This window comes from Cyanobacterium sp. HL-69, from assembly GCA_002813895.1.
Classification (GTDB): Bacteria; Cyanobacteriota; Cyanobacteriia; order Cyanobacteriales; family Cyanobacteriaceae; genus Cyanobacterium.
Genome location: CP024912.1, coordinates 1,159,262 through 1,180,242 on the forward strand (window position 1 = coordinate 1,159,262; position 20,981 = coordinate 1,180,242).

The 20,981-nt window shown below is 37.9% G+C and carries 22 protein-coding genes and 2 pseudogenes; 14 read left to right on the forward strand and 10 right to left on the reverse strand.

The annotated features are described in order from the left end of the window. Nucleotide 1: 1 nt before the first annotated feature. The 3 genes from AA637_RS05285 to proA form a co-directional block, all read right to left on the reverse strand. Nucleotides 2–1,486: a DUF3086 domain-containing protein gene (locus tag AA637_RS05285; protein WP_446684190.1), complete on the reverse strand. Its 1,485-nt coding sequence runs from the start codon at nucleotides 1,484–1,486 to the stop codon at nucleotides 2–4. Nucleotides 1,487–1,537: 51 nt separating this feature from the next. Beyond that, nucleotides 1,538–1,930: a DUF3119 family protein gene (locus AA637_RS05290; RefSeq protein ID WP_069791772.1), complete on the reverse strand. Its 393-nt coding sequence runs from the start codon at nucleotides 1,928–1,930 to the stop codon at nucleotides 1,538–1,540. A 146-nt stretch (nucleotides 1,931–2,076) separates the two neighbouring features. Continuing rightward, nucleotides 2,077–3,348: a glutamate-5-semialdehyde dehydrogenase gene (gene proA, locus AA637_RS05295; RefSeq protein WP_446684191.1), complete on the reverse strand. Its 1,272-nt coding sequence runs from the start codon at nucleotides 3,346–3,348 to the stop codon at nucleotides 2,077–2,079. Nucleotides 3,349–3,461: 113 nt separating this feature from the next. Here proA and leuD point away from each other — a divergent pair, with 113 nt between their 5' ends. The 5 genes from leuD (at nucleotide 3,462) to AA637_RS05320 (ending at nucleotide 8,299) form a co-directional block, all read left to right on the forward strand. Then, nucleotides 3,462–4,046 (forward strand): 3-isopropylmalate dehydratase small subunit, encoded by a 585-nt coding sequence (leuD, locus tag AA637_RS05300; protein ID WP_446684192.1) that lies wholly within the window; start codon nucleotides 3,462–3,464, stop codon nucleotides 4,044–4,046. Between the two features lie 94 nt (nucleotides 4,047–4,140). Next, entirely contained in the window at nucleotides 4,141–4,968 is an 828-nt protein-coding gene (dapB, locus tag AA637_RS05305) for a 4-hydroxy-tetrahydrodipicolinate reductase (RefSeq protein ID WP_446684193.1), read from the forward strand. A gap of 81 nt (nucleotides 4,969–5,049) precedes the next feature. Beyond that, nucleotides 5,050–6,201, forward strand: coding sequence for a glycosyltransferase family 61 protein (locus AA637_RS05310; RefSeq protein ID WP_446684194.1), 1,152 nt, complete (start codon nucleotides 5,050–5,052; stop codon nucleotides 6,199–6,201). A 46-nt stretch (nucleotides 6,202–6,247) separates the two neighbouring features. Then, a complete protein-coding gene (pgl, locus tag AA637_RS05315) occupies nucleotides 6,248–6,967 on the forward strand; it encodes a 6-phosphogluconolactonase (RefSeq protein WP_446684195.1) in 720 nt (239 codons plus the stop codon). A gap of 216 nt (nucleotides 6,968–7,183) precedes the next feature. Beyond that, nucleotides 7,184–8,299, forward strand: coding sequence for a serine hydrolase (locus AA637_RS05320; RefSeq protein WP_446684196.1), 1,116 nt, complete (start codon nucleotides 7,184–7,186; stop codon nucleotides 8,297–8,299). Nucleotides 8,300–8,340: 41 nt separating this feature from the next. Here AA637_RS05320 and AA637_RS05325 read toward each other — a convergent pair whose 3' ends face one another. Further along, nucleotides 8,341–9,969, reverse strand: coding sequence for a mechanosensitive ion channel (locus tag AA637_RS05325; protein ID WP_446684197.1), 1,629 nt, complete (start codon nucleotides 9,967–9,969; stop codon nucleotides 8,341–8,343). Nucleotides 9,970–10,375: 406 nt separating this feature from the next. Continuing rightward, nucleotides 10,376–10,540 carry an arginine synthesis PII-interacting regulator PirA gene (pirA, locus tag AA637_RS05330; protein WP_446684536.1) on the reverse strand — a complete coding sequence of 55 codons (165 nt, stop codon included), beginning with the start codon at nucleotides 10,538–10,540 and terminating at the stop codon, nucleotides 10,376–10,378. A 192-nt stretch (nucleotides 10,541–10,732) separates the two neighbouring features. Here pirA and AA637_RS05335 point away from each other — a divergent pair. From AA637_RS05335 to aroQ, 3 genes are all read left to right on the forward strand, one after another. Then, nucleotides 10,733–11,490 (forward strand): IS5 family transposase gene (locus AA637_RS05335; protein WP_446684519.1). Its coding sequence is split into 2 segments (ribosomal slippage): nucleotides 10,733–11,072 and nucleotides 11,072–11,490, totalling 759 coding nucleotides; the frame shifts between segments, so codons are not numbered across the junction. 217 nt (nucleotides 11,491–11,707) lie between these two features. Further along, nucleotides 11,708–11,851 (forward strand): hypothetical protein, encoded by a 144-nt coding sequence (locus AA637_RS05340; RefSeq protein WP_201150102.1) that lies wholly within the window; start codon nucleotides 11,708–11,710, stop codon nucleotides 11,849–11,851. Between the two features lie 18 nt (nucleotides 11,852–11,869). After that, nucleotides 11,870–12,322, forward strand: coding sequence for a type II 3-dehydroquinate dehydratase (gene aroQ, locus AA637_RS05345; protein ID WP_446684198.1), 453 nt, complete (start codon nucleotides 11,870–11,872; stop codon nucleotides 12,320–12,322). A 137-nt stretch (nucleotides 12,323–12,459) separates the two neighbouring features. Here the strand turns inward: aroQ and AA637_RS05350 are convergent, their stop codons facing one another. Beyond that, nucleotides 12,460–12,624: a hypothetical protein gene (locus tag AA637_RS05350; RefSeq protein ID WP_446684199.1), complete on the reverse strand. Its 165-nt coding sequence runs from the start codon at nucleotides 12,622–12,624 to the stop codon at nucleotides 12,460–12,462. A 62-nt stretch (nucleotides 12,625–12,686) separates the two neighbouring features. Next, complete coding sequence (gene miaE, locus AA637_RS05355; RefSeq protein ID WP_446684200.1) at nucleotides 12,687–13,280, reverse strand: tRNA isopentenyl-2-thiomethyl-A-37 hydroxylase MiaE; 594 nt, start codon at nucleotides 13,278–13,280, stop codon at nucleotides 12,687–12,689. A gap of 216 nt (nucleotides 13,281–13,496) precedes the next feature. Between miaE and gcvH the strand changes: the two genes are divergently transcribed. Then, on the forward strand, nucleotides 13,497–13,898 hold the full coding sequence (gcvH, locus tag AA637_RS05360) for a glycine cleavage system protein GcvH (protein WP_446684201.1): 402 nt from the start codon (nucleotides 13,497–13,499) through the stop codon (nucleotides 13,896–13,898). On the opposite strand, the gene AA637_RS05365 is transcribed toward gcvH, so the two are convergent. After that, a complete protein-coding gene (locus tag AA637_RS05365; RefSeq protein ID WP_446684202.1) occupies nucleotides 13,895–15,049 on the reverse strand; it encodes an NAD(P)/FAD-dependent oxidoreductase in 1,155 nt (384 codons plus the stop codon). The two genes, gcvH and AA637_RS05365, sit on opposite strands and share 4 nt — an antisense overlap. A gap of 122 nt (nucleotides 15,050–15,171) precedes the next feature. Here AA637_RS05365 and AA637_RS05370 point away from each other — a divergent pair, with 122 nt between their 5' ends. The 3 genes from AA637_RS05370 (at nucleotide 15,172) to AA637_RS05380 (ending at nucleotide 18,146) form a co-directional block, all read left to right on the forward strand. Then, nucleotides 15,172–17,205, forward strand: coding sequence for a mechanosensitive ion channel family protein (locus tag AA637_RS05370; RefSeq protein ID WP_446684203.1), 2,034 nt, complete (start codon nucleotides 15,172–15,174; stop codon nucleotides 17,203–17,205). 202 nt (nucleotides 17,206–17,407) lie between these two features. Continuing rightward, nucleotides 17,408–17,716 carry a carbon dioxide-concentrating mechanism protein CcmK gene (locus AA637_RS05375; RefSeq protein WP_069791759.1) on the forward strand — a complete coding sequence of 103 codons (309 nt, stop codon included), beginning with the start codon at nucleotides 17,408–17,410 and terminating at the stop codon, nucleotides 17,714–17,716. A 73-nt stretch (nucleotides 17,717–17,789) separates the two neighbouring features. Further along, on the forward strand, nucleotides 17,790–18,146 hold the full coding sequence (locus AA637_RS05380; RefSeq protein WP_446684204.1) for a carbon dioxide-concentrating mechanism protein CcmK: 357 nt from the start codon (nucleotides 17,790–17,792) through the stop codon (nucleotides 18,144–18,146). Nucleotides 18,147–18,195: 49 nt separating this feature from the next. Here AA637_RS05380 and AA637_RS05385 read toward each other — a convergent pair whose 3' ends face one another. Then, the gene (locus tag AA637_RS05385) at nucleotides 18,196–18,447 is read right to left on the reverse strand and encodes a hypothetical protein (RefSeq protein ID WP_446684205.1); all 252 of its coding nucleotides are present in this window, start codon (nucleotides 18,445–18,447) and stop codon (nucleotides 18,196–18,198) included. Between the two features lie 61 nt (nucleotides 18,448–18,508). Continuing rightward, nucleotides 18,509–19,495: a cysteine synthase A gene (locus AA637_RS05390; protein WP_069791756.1), complete on the reverse strand. Its 987-nt coding sequence runs from the start codon at nucleotides 19,493–19,495 to the stop codon at nucleotides 18,509–18,511. A 158-nt stretch (nucleotides 19,496–19,653) separates the two neighbouring features. On the opposite strand from AA637_RS05390, the pseudogene AA637_RS05395 reads away from it, so the two are divergent. Continuing rightward, nucleotides 19,654–19,911, forward strand: a pseudogene (locus tag AA637_RS05395) (IS982 family transposase); the annotation flags it as partial. Nucleotides 19,912–19,972: 61 nt separating this feature from the next. Continuing rightward, nucleotides 19,973–20,911 (forward strand): annotated as a pseudogene (locus AA637_RS05400) (transposase); the annotation flags it as partial. Nucleotides 20,912–20,981 lie beyond the last annotated feature (70 nt).

Here is a 20,981-nt window from a genome sequence, read left to right on the forward strand (position 1 = left end):
ATTAAAAATAATCGTAACCAGAGGTTGGTTTTTCGGGGGCAAATGCTAACCAAAGAGGGAATTGTAGTAAGGAAAGGTTTACCTTATCTTCATTTTGATCCATGATAATAAAAGGTAAGTCTTTATCATCCATAATTCTGTCTGCTTTTTGACATAGGGCTTCTGATGTTTCAAACAAAACTACCCCTCGATTTGGTCCAAAATCTGCCCTAGATATTCCTAGACAATCTTGTAAACCCCTACGCCATTCACCTAGTTTTTCTGGAGTGTCGGATAAAATTAACACCCTAGTGCGATCGCCATATAGCTGTGATAATATCGAAATGATAGCCGAGGTAACCAGAATATTTTGTAATCTAGATGTCATACTCTTCAATGCACCCCTACCCCCTTGGGTAAAAAACCAATTAGATACCCTTTCAGCATGAATTGGCTCAAAAGTGCGCCGTAACTGCCAAGAAGGGCCATAATAGTCTGGACGAGTACGATATTGATCGATTAAACTACGAATAATGCGAGTTTCATCCTTAAAACTTTTTTCAACAAATTGAGGACTACTTGGTTCGACATTAACATTACTAATCATGGGTTGGGGATTGTTATTAGTTTCCCATGAATCCATATTACTATTAGTATTGAGATCAAGTTGTTCGGCTGCCATGGATAAATCCTGTAAACTTCCCACTAGATAGTCTTTGAATCCCTGCACCTTAATAGCTAAATCTTGGGAAACTCCAGAAAAAGTAGTCTTCATTTCTTTTTCAATTCTTTCTTTTCTACGCTCTAACTTTTGTACAGAAATTTCTAAACTTTCTTTTCTTTGTTCAAGGGCTTTCAAACTTTCTTGAACTAGGATACTTACATTTTTAGTAACTTCTTTTTGTTCATTAATAAGCTCATCTTTTTGTTGTAAAAGATTTTGGATTTCGTGAATAAGAGCTTCTTTTTGACTGTGTAAATCACCTGTTTCTTTATCAGGAAGGGTATCATCTTGACTATCGGATGATTTTGTTAAACTTGATAAGTCTTCCTCTAACTCATCAGTTTCTAAATTGTCATTTTTACTCTCTTCTATACTTATCATCGCAGTATTTTCTTCCACTGTTTCTGGATATATATTTTCCGCTAAGATTTCCTCTACAGTTTCTTGGTTATCTTCTTCTACTAATTCACTATCTTCTGTTGTTATGTTTTGATTTGCTTTTTCCGTGGCTATTTCTAACGACTGATTATCTTCCTCTGATAATGGGTTTATTTCCTGAGTTTCGATAACCTGTGGAGAAGATTCTTTTTCTACGGTAGAGGAGTTAATAATTTCTTTCTCTACCTCTTCGGAAGTATCATTATTCCTCAAATATTCTTCCTCTTCAAAGTCATAGTTGGGCAAATTTCCTGCTTCTGTGGATTGACTATCCCATAAATCATCATCACTACCAAAGGTATCTTCTATATTTTTTTTAAGGTTATTTTTATCTATTTCTGACATAGTAAATTGATTATTTATATAATGTACTGAAATCTATTGTTATTAATTCTATTAATTCGTTTTAGGAAAACATTTTTCGAGACAATCCTTTAGGGTTTTTGCATCAAAGATAATCGGCAAAAAGTGAATGCTTTTAATTTCTTTAAAGTAAAACAAAATAGGTACTGGTTGCCAATAAATTTCCCAGTTTTCCCATTCTACATAGGGAAATGTCCTCAATATTTTTTCTCCCCTATATACTTCTAAAGTGTCTGGAGTAAATTTTAGTTTAATTTGGGTGGTTTGAATAGTTAAAAAGATACCAAATAAGCCAACAATTCCACCTAAAATTGGTTGAATCAGAATTAGGGGAAAGGCACTGATAATTATAATGATAGGGATTCTAAAGTTAGGGGCTAATTCTATGGTTTCAGATATTTTCGATGGAGTCTCGTTAACATTCATATTTATTAATTTAAAAATTTCTTTCCTCAATTCTAGCCAAAATCAGTTAATCAAAATATAACCCCTTTGGGAGTCATGGGAATTTTATCCCCCTAACCCCCTTTGAGAAGGGTGAAAGTTAAGTTTAAATTTTATAAATACTATACCTATAAATCTTTGTGGGTAAAAGGTTTGGCATCATTTCCGCTGTAGGTGTCTGCAATGTCTCCATTCCCTGTGAGTTTGTATTTATAGGTAACTAATCCTTCTAAACCCACGGGCCCTCTGGGGGGCATTTTTTGGGTGCTGATGCCTACTTCTGCCCCAAAGCCATAGCGGAAGCCGTCGGCAAAACGGGTTGAACAATTATGATATACCCCAGCGGCATCGACTTGGTTAAGGAAGGTTTCTGCATTATTTTGGTTTTCGGTGATGATGCCATCGGTATGTTTTGAGCCATAATGGTTGATATGGGCGATCGCCTCTGGTAAATCATCTACAATTTTGATAGATAGAATCAAATCGCTGTATTCGGTGCGCCAGTCTTCTTCGGTGGCACTTTCACAGTTAATAATGGTTTGGGTGGCTTTATCCCCTTTCAGGGTAACTCCTTTATCTGTAAGGGCTTCGGCTACTAAAGGTAAAACTTTAGGGGCGATCGCACTGTGTACGAGCAAAGTTTCAATGGCATTACAAGCCGCAGGATATTGGGTTTTAGCATCCACCGTCACAGGAATAGCCTTGTCAAAATCAGCGGATTCATCAATAAAAAGATGACAGATACCGTCAGCATGACCTAAAACGGGAATTTTGGTGTTTTCTTGCACGTAACGGACAAATTCGTTAGAGCCACGGGGAATAATTAAATCCACATATTCATCGAGGGAGAGAAGGGTTTTAATTTCTTCTCGGGTGGTTAAAAGTTGCACGGCATCGGGGTTAACTTCAGTATGGCTGAGGGCTTCATGAATTATTTTCACTAAAGTGGTGCAGGTATTAATCGCCTCCTTACCCCCCTTTAAAATTACCCCATTGCCCGATTTTATCGCCAAACTGGTGATTTGAATAAGAGCATCGGGGCGCGCCTCAAAAATAACTCCTAATACCCCTAAAGGGCAACTAACACGGCGTAAAATTAATCCTTGATCTAATTCTCTGTGGAGAGTGAGAGTGCCGAGGGGATCAACTAATTTTGCCACATCACGCACCCCTGCGATGGCACCTTTTAACTTATTTTCCCCTAATAGTAAACGGGCAGAGAGTGCCTTAGAAATTATCCCCTCAGAGGCACTACAATCGGCATTGTTGGCATCAATAATCTCTTTTTGATGTTTTTCGAGGGTTGTTGCGATCGCTTCTAGGGCTTGATTACGAGCCGAGGTGGAGAGTATCCCTAATTGTTGTGCCGCCGTGCGAGTTTTTTGGGCAATTTCCTTCATAAAATCAATAGTAACAGTTTAAGATGTACAGGGAACAGTGTACAATTACAACTAAAAATAAACATTATATTAATTTTTAACTGTCAATTGTCAATTGTCAATTGCCTAAGAGTATGAGTGAAAGAAAAATCGTAACTGGTAAAGGAATCCCCCTTGTGGGAAATGATATTGATACCGATAGAATTATCCCCGCTCGTTTTTTGCGGTGTGTCACCTTCGACGGTTTAGGAAAAGAAGCCTTTGCCGATGATAGGGCATCAAATCCAGATCATCCTTTTAATCAACCTCAATACCAAAATGCTAAAATTTTAGTAGTTAACGCCAACTTCGGATGTGGTTCGAGTCGTGAACACGCACCCCAGGCGATCGCCCGTTGGGGTATTGATGCTATTGTGGGAGAAAGTTTTGCAGAGATCTTTTTCGGTAACTGTCTTACCATGGGAGTACCTTGTGTTACCACCTCCTCAGCTAATATCAAAAGCATCCAAAACCTACTCAAAGAAAACCCCGATGCTAATATGGTTCTTGATTTAGAAGATATGCACGTTAAGTGTGGACGTTATAGCAGTGCGGTAAAAATGGATTCAGGGGCAAGAAGTATGTTAGTTTCTGGTAAATGGGATACCTGTGGTTTACTCACCAAAAATATTCCTCAAATCCAAGAAACTGCCACCAAAATTCCCTACGTTGCTTGGTAAACCTTAATTTCCCCTCCGATAATTATTTTTCTGAGGGTTTAAAGTGGGTGGTATGGTCAAATATGATATTTAGTTACTAATTTTTATTGTTTTTATGAGTCAAGATAATTTAATTCCTGTTGTCGTTAACGGTGCGGCGGGAAAAATGGGAAAAGAAGTGATCAAGGCGATCGCCTCTAGTGATGATATGATGCTTGTAGGTGCAGTGGATCAAAATCCTGCGGTATTAGGGCAAGACGTGGGTGAAGTGGCAGGATGCGGTGCTTTAGAAGTACCTATCATGAATGATTTAGAAGGAGTATTAGTCCTCGCCACCCAACACAAAACTCAAGGGGTAATGGTAGATTTTACCCACCCTGATAGTGTATATGAAAACGTGCGCAGTGCGATCGCCTATGGAGTGCGCCCTGTGGTTGGCACAACGGGATTAAGCCCCAAACAAATTAATGACCTAACCGACTTTGCCGATAAAGCAAGTACAGGAGTATTAATCATTCCCAACTTCTCCATTGGTATCGTCTTAATGCAACAAGCAGCCATCCAAGCAGCCCAATATTTTGACCATGTGGAAATTATCGAACTTCACCACAACCAAAAAGCAGATGCCCCCAGTGGTACAGCCATCAAAACCGCCGAAATGCTCTCAGGAATGGGCAAAACCTATAACCCCCCACAAGTAGAAGAAACCGAGCATATAGAAGGCGCTAGGGGTAGCCTTTGCGGTGATAATATTCGCCTCCATAGTGTGCGTCTCCCCGGATTAATCGCCCACCAAGAAATTATCTTCGGTGCTGCTGGACAGATTTACACCCTTAGACATGATACCAGCGATCGTTCCTGTTATATGCCAGGGGTTTTGTTATCTATTCGTAAAATTACCGAATTAAAATCCTTAGTTTATGGACTAGAAAAAATTATTTAATCGTGTGTTACGTTTTAAGTGTTGGGTGTTAAATTAGACGATTATTGTGGAAAAAAAATATTTAACTTTGGAATTAGGGTAGTGAAGAAGTATATAGATAGGGCAAGACACCTTAAAAGAAAAATTTCCCGCGAAATCAAATATACGTTAAATCCCTCCCTCAAATATGGTGGCCCATCAGGACTTGCGAAAAAATGGATTGACTATCAAACTTATCAGCAAAAAGGCGGTACTTGGATAGAAGTTTATTCAGAGCAAAAATATCCCCACAAAAGAGCAAGAACCCATAATTGGGGAAAAGATAAATTTAATTTTTCTCGAAATCTAAAGTCCACAATTCCCCCCACAGGAGTATTTAAAATACCCCACGGACAAGTATTACACAATCAAGGATATGTTCTCACCCAAGATGATTATTTTATGGTTGATACCTCCTACCATCGTCAAAGATTAGTTCATGCTAATTTACCCAAAGAAAAATATCCCGTTGAGTTTTTAGACGGAACTTGTTTATCATTAATGAGTAACGCTTCAAATAATTATTACCATTTTTTGCTAGATGCCATACCTCGATTACATCTATTCGAGAAAGCAGGATTTAGTTTAAATGATGTAGATTATATTCTCATGAATCAACCTATGTCCCCCAATGCTTGGGATATTTTTGAGCAAATGGGTATTGATGAGTCTAAATGTGTTTGGGCTCAAAAAGGAAAAGGTATTCAGGCAAAAATGTTAATAGCTACTACTCATCCTAGTTTAGATCGCCATCACCCCCATTGGATGGTCAATTTTATGCAAACAAGGATTAATTTATCTCCTTGTAAACCTCATCGTTTATTGTATATTCCCCGCAAAACAGGAACTCGTAAAATTATTAATGATGACCAAATTTATGGAATTTTAGAGAAATTTGGCTTTGAATACTATTTGCCTGAAAATGATACTAACCAACCGCAAACATTCCATGAAGCATCAATTATCGTAACTCCCCATGGGGCAGCTTTGGGTAATCTTGTTTTTTGCCAACCCCACACAAAAGTATTAGAGTTTATTTCTACAGGGCATTTAAGGGAATATTTTTTCAGTCTTGCCCATGTGGCTAACCTTGAACATCATTACATTATCGGTGAAACTATACCACCTACAAAACCTAGGGGCAAAAGTTCCAAGAATGATTATTTTATTGAACCTCGTTACTTACAAAAAGCCTTATGTTTTTTGATGAAATAAATTCTAAAAATGAACTAACCTAGGACTTGAAGTTAAAAATATTATTATGAGTGAAGTAAAAGTTTTCCCGAGCAAAAGCACCTTAATTGCTAGCGCCCAAGAATTTATCATCAACAGAATAGAAGATACTATCACTGAAAAAGGAATTTGCACCATTGCCCTTGCAGGGGGTAGCACTCCAAAACCCGTCTATGAGGCGATCGCTCTTAAACAGTTATCATGGGATAAAATCCATGTATTCTGGGGAGATGAGCGTTATGTAGCCCCTACCCATCCCGACAGTAACCAAAAAATGGCAAGAGAAGCATGGTTAAATAAAGTAGAAATCCCCTCTGACAATATCCATCCTATGCCTACCATGGGTAACAATCCCCAAGACGATGCCCTAAAACACGATCAAGAAATTAGAGACTTTTTCTCATGCCCCCAAGGATTTCCCCCCTTTGATATTATTCTCCTAGGCATGGGAGATGATGGGCATACCGCCTCCCTTTTTCCCCACACCAAAGCCCTTGAAAATACTGAGAATCTCATTACCGTAGGCAACAAAGAAGATAGCCTCAGATTAACTTTTACTGCCCCCCTCATCAACGCAGCCCACTGTGTTTTATTTCTGGTGTCAGGAAGTAATAAACAGAAAGCCCTACAACAAGTATTTAGCCAAGATTGTAATCCTAGGGAATATCCGAGTAAAATGATTCAACCCCAAGGAGAATTAATCTGGTTTCTTGATAGTGATGCCGTAGGAGAATTAGAAATTATATAGATAATTGTTGGAAACTTTAAAATAACAAGCAACAATATCAGTTATCTCTTAATTTTGATTATCTTTTGTTCATAAAAAACATAGTGCTTTTTTTTTAAATCATCGCTAAAATAACACATAAAAATAAGTCTCAAAAGTCGTTAAAGTGCGATCGCCTATTAAAGTAAATAAGTATTGCAAGTGACTTTTCAACCCCCATCTCTTAGCCAAAGAAATATGACATATTCTCCCCAAAAATCGAACCCACCAGAAAAAAATCGCCTAAATACGATTATTAACTCTATTTTTCGCCTAAGTATAGTAGGCATTGGCTTAGGAACTATTTTTGGTAGTATATTAGCAAATATCGATTTAACACAGCCTTTATTTCCTGACTTAAATTTACCCTTTCTCAATACATCAGGGGAGCAAGATGAATCATCTATAACTACTTCAGAAAGTGCAGAAGTAGAAACTGATAACCTCGAAACTATCTCCTCTACAACCACCGAAAATATAGCTAGTAATTCTTTTACATTTACCCAAGAATTAATGCCCTTGAGGAAAAAAATGACTGTGTTATTTGAGAAATATGCCAATCTTCAACCTAGTTTATTTTTTGTAGATTTGGATAATGGGGCTTTTGTCAATATGAATGGTATGGAGGCTTTCCCTGCCGCTAGCACCATTAAAACGCCGATTTTGGTTGCTTTTTTTCAGGATGTGGATGAAGGAAAAATTTTGCTTGATGAAAAATTAACCATGACGGAAGAAACCAAAGCCACGGAAGCTGGTACGATGCAATATCAACCCATCGGCACTCAATACACGGCTTTGAAAGTGGCAGAGGAAATGATTATTCGTAGTGATAACACTGCCACTAATATGTTAATTGAAAGGTTAGGGGGTGTAGAGGCACTTAATCAGCGTTTTAAAGAATGGGGTTTAGAATCCACAGTAATTAATAATTATCTTCCTGATTTAGAAGGCATGAACACTATTAGTGCAAGGGATTTGGCTATGACTTTGGTAAAGGTTAGTAATGGTGATTTAGTAGAAACTAGATCAAGGGATCGTCTTTTAGGTATCATGCAGAGAACTATTACTAGGACTTTGTTACCCCAAGGCATTGAACCTGATGCCATGATTTATCATAAAACTGGGGATATTGGGAAAGTATTAGGGGATGGGGGGATTATTGATATACCTACTGGAAAACGTTATGTAGGGGCGGTTTTGGTACAACGTCCTCACAATGATTATACGGCCCGTACTATGATTCAGGAAATATCGAGGGAGGCTTACCAACATTTTAAGTGGTATCAACCTCGCCCGACAGTTGAAGGTAATTGATACTCATAGGGATGTATCATGGTACATCCCCACCTAAATAATTAAGAGTCGCTTCCTCCGTTGGTAAAGGAATCTAACCACCGCTGTAAGGCGTTTCCTGCGGCTTCTCTGCCCCCTAAACCAAAGGCAAGGGCGATCGCCACGGCAATACCCCCAGTGAGCAAACCAAAAGCTAAATTGACAATATTAGGTGCAATACCAATTCTTTCTAAAGCCATGGCAGCCACTAATACAATGATTGAAACACGGGCAACTTGAGCTAAAAACTGTGCTTGTTGGGTACCAGAATTCACTACTAATCGATACACCAAATTAGCAAAATATAAACCCACAGCAAAGATAATTACGCCGATTAATACTTGCCCTGCCAACAAGGAAATAAAAGCAACTACTTCTTTTAGGGCTTCAATTTGCAAAATATCCACCGCTGTAATGGTTGCCACCAACATAATGGCAATCACAAGGATAATACCCACAATTTGGGCAGGAGTTTTGATACTAGAATTATTTTCTACTTCAGAACTTTCTGGCGTTGACATAGGGGAGGTTTCTGTGATACCTAACCAGACAAAGACATTATTAAAGCCCACATTGGTTAGAAGATTTACTAATAATTCCGCTAAATATTGGGCTCCAAAATAACCAAACCCCAAGACAATGATAGCTGCAAATAGTTTCGGTAGTATGTCCAAAACTTGATCCAACATTGCGATCGCAGGTACAGAAATAGCCTGAATCTCTAAAGCATCTAGGGCAGTAATCGCAATAGGAATTAAGATTAATACATACACCACAGAGCCAATCACATAAGACAAAGATTGCTTTTTATTAGTAGCTGACATACCAAATTTTGCACCAATGGCATCAGCCCCACTAGCCCTTAATAAATTGGTAACAACCTTCTTAACAACTTGGGCAATAATCCAACCGATAAAAGCAATAATAGCTGCGGCGAAAACATTAGGTACAACCCCTAAAATATCATTAACTAACTCCTCTAAAGGACGTAAAGTTCCATCTAGCCCCAAAATTCCTAAAATAGAAGGAAGAAATAATAGAATGATAAACCAAAAAAGAGCATTCCCGATGGTATCACCGATGGCAATTTCGCCACCCGCTGAGTCTGCAACCATTTCCTCATCATCATCTTGCACTTGCTGATTTAATCTTTCATCAAAATGAAATTGTGAGAGCGTCTTAATAACGATGAATTTAACCACCGTTGCGAATAACCATGCCACCAAAAGAATAATTCCAGCACCCCCTAAACTAGGCAAAAAGCTCATTACCTCATTCAAGAGAGCATTTAAAGGCTCAGATACCAAATCTAACTCAAGGGCATTGAGAAAGGCAACTACCACAAAGAGAATGATAAGCCAACCAACTATTTCTGAGATCCATTTTTCCGTCTCAATTTTTTTGGCATCCTCGGCATTTTCACCCATGATAAAAGCCGCCAAGCGATTATCCAGATCAGTTTTGTGCAAGGATTTTCTAACAAATCCCTTAAAAATATTGGCAAAAATCAAACCAATAATTAAAATTAATATCGCTTTTCCTAAACTTAAAAGCGCACTTACTAAATCATCTGGTATGGGCAGAGCCTCTTCTACTTCAGATAATTGAGCAAATAAACTAAGAGCATTTAAGCCTGGTGGAGAATCCATCATTAGTTTCATGTTCTTATTGTTTGTTATTTATACATATACTTTCTCAATATATCTATATATCCCAAATAAATCAAATAACTTCTAAAATGCTGCTATTCTCATAACTATAAAAAAAAGTTGTATTAATATTTTTGTGTTGTTATTATTACTACCAAACCTTTTACTGTCAAAGGTTATATAAACCCATTATCAATAATTACTCTTTTATTGCATAACTAATATTATCATTTTGCCCAAATAACATCTAAGAATTTAATAATTAGTTTTCCCGAATAATATAACCTAATGATTAGAAAACTTTTAGACACCAAATATGATTAGAAAAAAAATCACCTAAAAAACAAAAACCTATCTAGTCTCAGATAGGTTCAAACATTTATAGGTAAAGAAAAATAGTGATTTCAGATTATATAAGATGTAAATAAGCCGCTTCTTGTTCTAATTGTTGAATTAATTTTTGATTTCCTTGACTTCTAGCAACTTCTAAACGGTGTTCTAAATTTTTTCTTAAGCTATCTCTATAAGCTTTTCCAGCTTCTGCTCTCATTTTATTTTTGCGAGTTATATTCATCATAGTTCTACTTCTTTTCTTTTCAATACTTTATTACTTATGTCATTCCATTCTAACTTTATTAAAGTTAAACGGTATAAATTATTACAAAAAATTAATAGATAATAGTCTAGGGCGTGTCATCAAATAGAAGAGAATAACAGATAAAATAAGGATGATAGTAATTGTGACAAAAGTGAGGATATGGTAGAGATGCGCAGGTATGGTTTGAGAGACGATCAATGGGAAAAAATTAAAGATTTATTACCGGGTCGATTTGGTACAGTGGGAGTCACCGCCAAAGATAATCGACTTTTTGTCGAAGCGGTATTGTACAGGTATCGAGCTGGTATTCCTTGGCGAGATTTACCTAGTCGATTTGGTGATTTTCGAGTGGTTCATACTCGTTTTAGTCGTTGGAATAAAAAAGGTGTCTGGGAAAAGGTTTTTCAAATTTTGGCAGGAGATAGTGACGATGAATATGCCATGATTGATTCAACCATAGTAAGAGCACACCAGCATAGTGCTGGTGCAAAAGGGGGGATAAAAACGAGGAAGCAATAGGTCGAAGTAAAGGAGGTTTAAGTACAAAAATTCATACTACGGTTGACGCATTAGGTAATCCTACAGGTTTTTTCCTCACCGGAGGACAAAAATGTGATTTGGACGGTGCAGATGTTTTACTAAAAGAAATAAAGGCAGATATTTTGTTAGGGGACAAAGGTTATGATGCGGATGAAAGAGTTCTGGAAAAGCTAAAGAAGCAGGATAAAATAGCGGTTATTCCACCAAAAAGAAATAGAAAAGAACAACGAGAATATGATAAGTATTTATATCAAGCAAGACATTTGATTGAGAACTTTTTTGCCCGATTAAAACAATATAGAGCCATAGCCACTAGGTATGATAAACGAAAAATAAATTTTCTTGGTGCTATTTATCTAGCCGCAGTCGTTATATGGCTTAATTGATGACACGCCCTAAAGAAAGTATTTATCAGCAATAAACCTTTACGGTTTTGCACCCTGGTTAGGACATTGTTCAATCCTTACCGTAACCATTTAATATTTTCCATGTAGTTAATTTGGTAGCAAAAATTACCCAGAGGCTTTCTTCAGTTGCATTTACAAAAAGTAAACGTTATGATGGTTTTAATGACAAAAAGCATTATGGGAGTCTTCTTTATTAATGGATCAAATAGAGAAAATCATCGAAAAAATCAAAGAGTGGACTCAAAAGTTAGTTGAGGCATTAGCAGGGCCACAGGCTGAGCCTGAACCTGAATTGATTCCTATTCCTGTGAGAGATCGTCGCAATGGTGGTTATCGTTAATCATAGTGATATAAAGGTGTGTCTGATTTAAAACTTTTAGTATTACATGGTCCTAATCTTAATCTTTTGGGACAACGAGAGCCTGAAATCTATGGGAGTTTAACCCTCAGTGACGTAGATAAACTTCTTGTGGAGAAAGGAAAAATCATGGGGGTGGAAGTAGTTTGTTTTCAGTCTAATCATGAAGGCAACCTTGTAGATAAAATTCATCAGGCTTTAGGAAATTATCAAGGGATTGTGATTAATGCTGGTGCTTACACTCACACTAGCGTAGCTGTTAGAGATGCTTTGGCGGGGGTGAATCTTCCTACTGTGGAGGTTCACCTTAGTAATATATATCGTCGTGAGGAATTTCGCCACCATTCTTATATTGCACCCATCTCTGTGGGGCAAATTAGTGGTTTTGGGGTAGATAGTTATTTGTTGGGTTTACAGGCTTTGGTTAATCATATAAAGTCGCTTGGGACTTGATGAAAAAGTCTATTCGTTAAGGTCGGGAATAGGCAATAGTTCTGTTACTTTTATTGGTTGGTGTTTTATTAGTTGTTCCCTAAGCTTTTCAGGAAAGGGGAAATTTTTTATGGTGGGCATCGCCCACTCTGACTTTTTTACGGTTGGTTTGGGGTGGTGGTATTATCGCTGTAAATATTTTCGATGGGGGCAGGTTGTGCCAAGTCTGTTTTCATGAAGCCACGGGCGCTAGTAGCAACTAGGGCAAAAATAGCAATGAGGATGGTAACGATGGGTACTACTTGTTGACGGATAAATTGCATGGGTTTGTTTTCTTAAGGTTATCGTTTAAAATAATTCTAACTCAGTTCGATTAGATTATTGATTAGCTGTGTATTCTTGGTTCGGGGTGTAGATTCCTGAGAATGTCGCTTTCTAGGTGAGCTAATTCTTGTAATCTAGGTTCGATTTGGTGTTTGTCACAATATTTATGAGCAAGTACCCAGTAAATACCATAGTGTCTGGCTTCTGATGCCATCAAACCTCGATAAAATTTGGCTAGTTCGACATCGGGGCAGTTTTCGGCGAGTAATCCGAGGCGCTCGTGCGATCGCGCTTCAATCAAGGCAGAGACTAGTAAGGAGTCTAAAAGGCGATCAGGTTCATGTCTGCGAATGGCACCTTTGAGGGTAGCACCGTAGGGCGATGGTTGTAGGGGTGCAAGGGCAACTCCTCTTTTTTGTAGCCACTGATTTACCTGTTCAAAGTGTTCTAATTCTTCCTTGGCAATGGCTGTAAGCTGATGGATAAGCTCGGTATGGGAAGGATAACGAAAAAGTAAATTTACTGCCACTCCTGCGGCTTTACGCTCACAATGAGAATGATCTAAAAGGATAGTGTCTAGGTTATGGAGGGCTTGTTCTAACCACTCTGGGGATGTAGGCTCACACAGGAGTTTGATTTTGGTTAACGTTTTCACAAATATTTACCTAAGTTTTATGGGTATGGGATTATTTAAAGGGGAGAATTAAGGGCAGATTAAAATTTACAAATAATGGGATTTTAAACTAAAGATTTTCGATAAATTTCATTATCCATTATTAATTCTCAATTCTCAATTATTTATGAATATCCTTGTTAATTCTTCGCTGATAAATAATAATATTAGAGAACCTTTGATATAGAGAAATAGGCGATGACCTTAGAATATCCCGAAGATTTAAAATATCTTGATTCCCATGAGTATGTACGCATAGAAGATGACGAAGACATTGCCACTATCGGCTTGAGTGCTTTTGCCCTTGAGGAATTGGGGGATGTGGTCTTTTTGGAGTTGCCAGAATTAGGAGATGCGATCGCCTCTGGGGACAATATTGGTACGGTAGAATCGGTTAAGGCAGTGTCGGAAATTTATGCTCCCGTATCAGGCACAGTAATTGACCGTAATGAAATGTTAATCGAACAGCCAGAGGCGATCGCCGATGATCCCTATGGAGAGGGTTGGCTCGTAAAAGTGCGCCTTGATAATTCTAGCGAAGAATTAGAAGACGCTCTGAGTGCCGAAGAATACAGAGCCATGGTAGAGCCTGAAGTTTAGGATGTTTTGAGGGGAAAATTACCCTCATCTGTAGCCAAGAAATGGGCAAATTTTCGAGCTAGGGTAGGCACAAACACAAAGGGGCTAGTAAATCCAGAAAATACGGATAAGCCATCTATTTGCTCAACCCTACCCACCTGAAAAGGTACATCTTTACTAAAAGCCACTTGGCAATTATGCCATTGTCCTTCTAAGGTTCCCAAAGCAGGAAGGTAATGGGCGATCGCCCCTCGAATCTTCTCCTCGCTAACCCTAGCATCCACAGGAGCAGAAGTATTTGTACGAATTTGACTAATTTGACCTAAACACACACTCCCATCCAAAAATTGAATAGCCCCTGGCTCCAGTACTTCCCCCTGTAGCTCATCATTAGGATTTTCCCAAAGGGTATCTTTTGCCAACGCCGTCACATCCTCCTCCATCAAAAATCTTGCCGTGGTACTAGGCATTATCAAACAACGTAGTTTAATATCCGTGGGTTTAGTTTTTATCAGTTGAGCATGGGTAAAATAGATAGGTAAACTAACCCCCACATCCCTTAATAAACCTCTACAAAAAGCCCCTGCACACAATATAACCTCTGGTGCAAAATAACTATTTTTACTTGTTTTTATACCTACAGTTTGACTTCCTTTTTTCTCCAAATCAATCACCAACTCCTCTCGAATTTCACCCCCCAACCTCTTAAAAGCAATTTGATAACCCATAATTAATTTATGAGGGTTAACATGACCATGGGGGAAGCGTAAACAACCCGAAATCGCCTCCCGATTCAGCAAAGGCTCTAAACCACAACTATCCTCAACACTTAACAATTCAGGCTGAATCCAAAAATTCTGATAATTAGTCCTTACCTGCTCAGGGTTTTTGTCGTGGGGAATGGTAAAAAGTAGATCTAAATCTCGATATTGGGTATCATAGTCAAGCTCATCACTCAACCCTCGCTGAATTTTTATCCCCTCCTGACATAGGGATATGGTGCGATCGTCCGTACCACACCAATAAGCAATTCCCCCATAACTATAAACAGTACCATTAAAAAAATTGAGATTTTTTTCTACCAACAAAACCTTCTGACCTTTTTTCGCCAACTCATAGGCTAAAGCCGAACCAGTTAACCCCGCACCCACCACAATCACATCATAATTCATGCACAACCCCTTAAAAAAACTTCTATTATCTATGGTTTATTGTTAATTGCTATGCTTTCCCCAATTCAACAAACCTTGTACTAATATAATAACTGTCCTTTACAAAAAGACACAATTAACCCATGCGTAAACTAATTACCAAATATCTGAGTATCTTTGTTCTCAGTCTGATTTTTATTGTTAACTTTACTCCCCAAGCCTTAGCTCAGTTTCCTTTTTTTAATTTGCCCACCAGTAGCGTGGTAGATTTTCCCGAAACTCCCGAATGGGATTTAAATAAAGCTCGTCCTTGCGGAAAATATTGGTGTAGTGATGTTTATCTCTTTGGTAATTCCGAAATCATGGAAGAACAATTAACCCTTGCTTTGCCTAGGGAATCCGAAAAAACATCCGCCGAAATTGCGATCGATGTTGAACAAAGAGCCAAATTTGTACAAAATATTTTTGAAGGAATTTTTCGAAATATTATTCAATCTAACTCCTTTGAATTTTCAGACGAAAGACAATCCCTCAGTTTTTGGTTTTTAAATAATAGAGAAAAACCTCGACATCCATTTACTCCCATAGTAGAAGTAGGAACAGAAAATAATCAAACCGTTGTATTTGTACCCAGACAACCTGATTTAGGTTTATCATCCCAAGCCCTTGTCACTGTAACGGGTATAGATGCTAGTGCGAACGCTTCTACCATCGAAGAGTTGGGGGAAGAATGGAGATTAAAAGTGGCTAACTCTATTAGTGATGCACTCTGGGGAGCGGAAATGAATCATCAACAACCCCTAATAAGATTGCAAATATCGGTAATAGTTGGAATAATTGCTCTTATTTTTATAATTTTAGTTAATAAGTTCAAAAGATTTATCAAAAAAATAGCCAAGATACTAAGACAAGAGTTACAGGATATAAAAGATACTTTAACAGTTGATCCTGAAGCTCATAAAAAAGATGACGAACAAACTCAAACTGATACAGAAACAAAAACTCGGAACTATACTCAGCCTTTGTCAGGAAGAATATCAAGTAAAACTCAACCCATATCAAAAAAAATACAAACCTTTAGAAGGTTATTAGGACGAGTCTTTAATCAAAGTATTAGTAATGGTATTCAAGTTATCTCCGATGGTTTACAAATACCTACTCAAATTTTACCAACGGTTTACCAGCAAACCCAAAATGTAATTAAACAACAGTTAAATTTAATTCAATTACTTCTTCGGATTTTCCTCTTAGGGCAAATTACGGCAATCTTAATAAGTATAGGAACTATCGTTATCACTTATAGAGAGACCCGTTATTTATTCAATCTGTTTTTCTCTCAAGCAATTTTGGTTCCAATAATCTGGATTTGTATTGTGTTGGTTGACAAAATCGGAGACTTTTGGATTGATTCAATACTCAATAGATGGGCTAGGGAAAAACAAGAATTATTCCCTAATTCTAATCGTCCTACCCTTAGGGTTAATACTTATTCTCCTGCTTTGCAAGGGGCAACAACTTTTATTTTCACAGTTATCGGTATTTCACTAACTTTTGCTTTTACGGGGTTAAATCCGACGGTAATAGCGGGGGCAGGAGCAGCAGCGGTGGTGTTTGCTTTCCTTTCTCGTAATCTTTTGGAAGATATGCTTAATGGTATTTTAATTTTATATACTGACCGTTTTGCTGTGGGAGATGTGGTAGAAATTAATGGTTTTGCGGGTTGTGTAGAGAGTATGAATCTTTATGCTACTTCTTTGCGTAATTTGGATGGACAGTTAATCGTAATCCCGAATGGTCATATCTCCACGGTGGTTAATATGACTAAAAATTGGTCTAGGGTTAATTTTACCATTGAAATTGCTTGGGATCAGGACATAAAAACCGCTACCAATTTAATTCAAGAGGTAGCTGAACAACTCTACGAGGAGATAGAATGGCATGAAAAAATCCTTGAACCTGCTGATATTTTGGGTATTGAAAAGGTCTCCCATGATGGTATTATGATCCGACTTTTAATTAAAACTTTACCTGCGGAACAATGGGCTGTGGGTAGGGAGTTACGATTAAGAGTTAAGGAGGCTTTTGATAGGAGTGGAATTTCTTTGGGTATTCCTCAAAGGGAAATTTGGCATCGAGACTCTAATCAATCTAATGGGTTTAAGGTGGAAAAATATTAGATTGGGGTGAGAGGTTTGAGGTTAGGTACTTTTTTGTGGTGTATCCTCCTTAAGTAAGTCTATGTTTTGCTTCTTAGTTTCTGATAATTAATACTTATTCTTGGATTATGATTTCTAAATTCTAATTAACCATAGAAATCTATCTATTAAGGGAAATTTGTGGGATAATTGTGAGGTTTAATTAAAAAAAGTATAGTTATCCATGCCTGAAGCAGTAGGAGTTATTCAAACTTTGGGTTTTCCCTCTATCTTGGCAGCGGCTGATGCGATGGTTAAAAGCGCCCGAGTTACCCTTGTTTATTTTGATAAGGCGGAAAGTGGTCAATTTGCGATCGCCATTAGGGGTGCTGTATCAGAGGTTAATCGAGCCATGGAGGAGGGATTAATGAAGGCGGAGGAAGTTTTTGGCGGTGAAGTGATGACCCATTACATTGTCCCTAATCCTCCCCCTAATGTGGTGGATGTGTTACCCATTGCCCATAATGAGGTTTCTAATCCTTATCGGATGTAAGCCTTTTGACCATTATTAAACCATTAAAATAAGTTTTTATATCTAAATAAAATTATAGGAGTATATATAGATTATGCCTTCACAATCAGCCATTGGTTCTATTGAAACCAAAGGATTTCCCGGTATTTTAGCGGCAGCTGATGCCATGGTAAAAGCTGGTAGAGTTACCCTTGTGGGTTATATCAGGGTGGGTAGCGCTCGTTTTACCGTGAATATTCGTGGGGATGTTTCCGAAGTTAAAACCGCCATGGCAGCAGGAATCGAAGCGGTGAAAAAAGCCGAAGGTGCTACCCTCGAATCTTGGGTAATTATTCCCCGTCCTCACCAAAATGTATGTGCGGTATTACCCATTGATTACACTGATGAGGTAGAAACCTATCGTCAAGCCGTAGAAGGCAATACGGCTCCTTATCTCCCTTCTCGGTTATAAATTTTAAAGGGTTGGACAATGTTCAACCCCGGTGGATGTTGGAGATAATTTAATTTTTGGCTTTGGTGTAATTGGCGATCGCACTTATATAGATAAAATGTGCAAAGAGAATAACAGCCCAAATACCTGTTAACCAAGTAATCCAAGACCATTGGGCGTGTTGCAGGTTATGGAAAAACCACGCTCCCGAATTGACAGCAGTAAACAAAGCAACATGAACAGCAAAATTCATGCGATCGTCTAATTTTCTATATTTGAGGTCATTTTCTCGATCTGGTTCCCGGGGCCAACGTGGAGGCATAATTTCTTTTCAATACTAACTTCAATTTCTTGTCTATTTTATCTCAACCTTAGAGTGATGGCTATGGGCGCGAAGAATCAACCTTTAAACCTTTAGATGCTAACCATTCAGGGTTATAAAGCCGAGACTGATAGCGTCCGCCCCCGTCACACAACACCGTTACAATCCGATGACCGGGACCTAGTTTTTTGGCTACAGCCACCGCTGCCGCTACATTAATACCCACAGAGCCACCCATAAATAAACCTTCCTTGTACAGTAACTGATAGATAACCCTAATGGCCTCTTGATCATCTATTCTCACCGCATCATCCATGGGTACTCCCTCCATATTGGCTGTAATGCGACTGTTACCAATACCCTCGGTGATGGAGTTGCCCTCAGCTTTCATTTCTCCTGTTTTCACGTAACTATATAAACCACTTCCCATGGGGTCTGCTAGAATACATTTTACATAGGGATTTTGATCCTTCAAAAATAAAGATACCCCAGCAAAAGTTCCCCCTGTACCCGTAGCGGCTACCCAAGCATCAATTTTATGGTCAGTTTGTTCCCAAATTTCTTTTCCTGTGGTTTCATAGTGCGCTCGGCGATTAGCAAGGTTATCAAATTGATTAGCCCAGATGGCGTTATCCATTTCCTCTGCAATGCGCCCCGATAGTTTAACGTAATTGTTCGGATCTCTGTAAGGCACCGCAGGAACTGCTCTCACCTCTGCCCCAAGGGTTCTAAGGGTATCCATCTTTTCTTGGGATTGGGTTTCAGGAATAACTATAATACATTTGTAACCTTTTGCATTACAAATATGGGCAAGTCCGATGCCCGTATTCCCCGCCGTACCTTCTACCACGGTGCCTCCCGGTTTTAATAAGCCTTTTTCCTCCGCTTCTTTGATGATATACAAGGCAGCTCTATCTTTTACCGAACCACCTGGATTAAGAAATTCGGCTTTTCCTAATATTTCGCATCCTGTTTCTTCACTGAAGCTATTTAAACGAATTAGGGGAGTATTACCAATAGTGCCGACGAAGCCTTCTTTAATATCCATTATGATGTACGTTGCTTTTTTTATCTTTATCTTTTCTAATTTTTCTATCTTACCGAAAAATGAATAGTCTAAATTAGTAATTGACCTGAGTTCGGGATAAGAAGAAGGACAAATAGTAAGCTAAAAATAACCACAAATTTAAGCCACTACATTGTCCTATGTCTAATTTAGATAAATTATTCTGTCATGTCGATGATTGGACTCGAAAATTTGAGCTCTTATGGCAAGAAAAACTCTTATCCAATGGTGTTGCCAGACGTTTGAGATCAAAAAGTCTTTGCTTGAGCGAAATAATGACCATTTTGATTGCTTTTCATCAAAATAGTTATCGTAATTTTAAACATTTGTATCTCAATCATGTTCAACAATATTGGAGACTAGCTTTTCCTAAACTCCCCAGTTATCCCTTTTTTGTCACTTTCCGAAAAGAGGAATAAAAATGTAGAATAATAATAAAAATTAAAGGTACTCACAGCAATGGATGTAGCTCAGCAAATTAGAAAACATTTACCTAGAAATCCCATGGACACGGTGCCGGTCATTGATGATTATTGTTCTGCCTACTCTACCTTGTTTTTTGATGTGCGTAACTACGAATATTTTAAATATTTACACTTAGGATTAATTTCTGATATTAAAAGAAAATCTCTTCCTGAAATTTCTCGCATCGTTAATGTTTCTTCTCAAAGTTTACATCATTTTCTCACTTGTGCTGATTGGAATTTATGGGAATTAGAAAAAACTCGTTTGCACTCAATCTTAAATGTTTTTATTAATATTCCTATTACAATTATTATTGATGAAACAGGAGACCGTAAAAAGCGGTGCGACCCCGCGTCGGCGAAAGACGCAAGGGAACGCGCACCAAGATAAGGAAATACTACGGATTATATATCTCGACAATATCATGGTCAAAGAAAAGAAATAACTTATTGGGAACTGACGACAGACCCAGAAACGATGCCAAAAAATAGTACAAGTTTTGTGATGACAAATATTAAAGGAAGTAGAAATGAACAAAAAAAAACTATAGGAAATTTATATGGTGAGCGTACATGGGTGGAGTATGGATTTCGCCAGTGTAAACAAGAACTAGGTTGGACAGATTATCGTTTAACGAAAGGAAAAGACATTTTAAAATGGTGGGAAATAATTAATAGTGTTTATTGGATGATTAGCGTAAAAACTAAGCCAGTTAAACAATTAATAAATCAGAAAAACAGAGAGGGGAACAAGGAAGAAAAAAGAATAAATAATCAAGACTGGCGTAATTTTAATAGTTGGAAAAATACATTAGTAAATTACAGAATCATGGTTCAACCAATATTAATATTTGGAGCAGTATTGCCATGGTTAAGAATGATGAAAAATGATGTCATTTGGATAGGTTTTAATAATTTGCTCGAGTATAGTAATAATTGTATGAATTATCCCTCTTTTGTCACTTTCCGAGAGAAAAAGTGGCAAAATAAAAAGATAGTAAAAA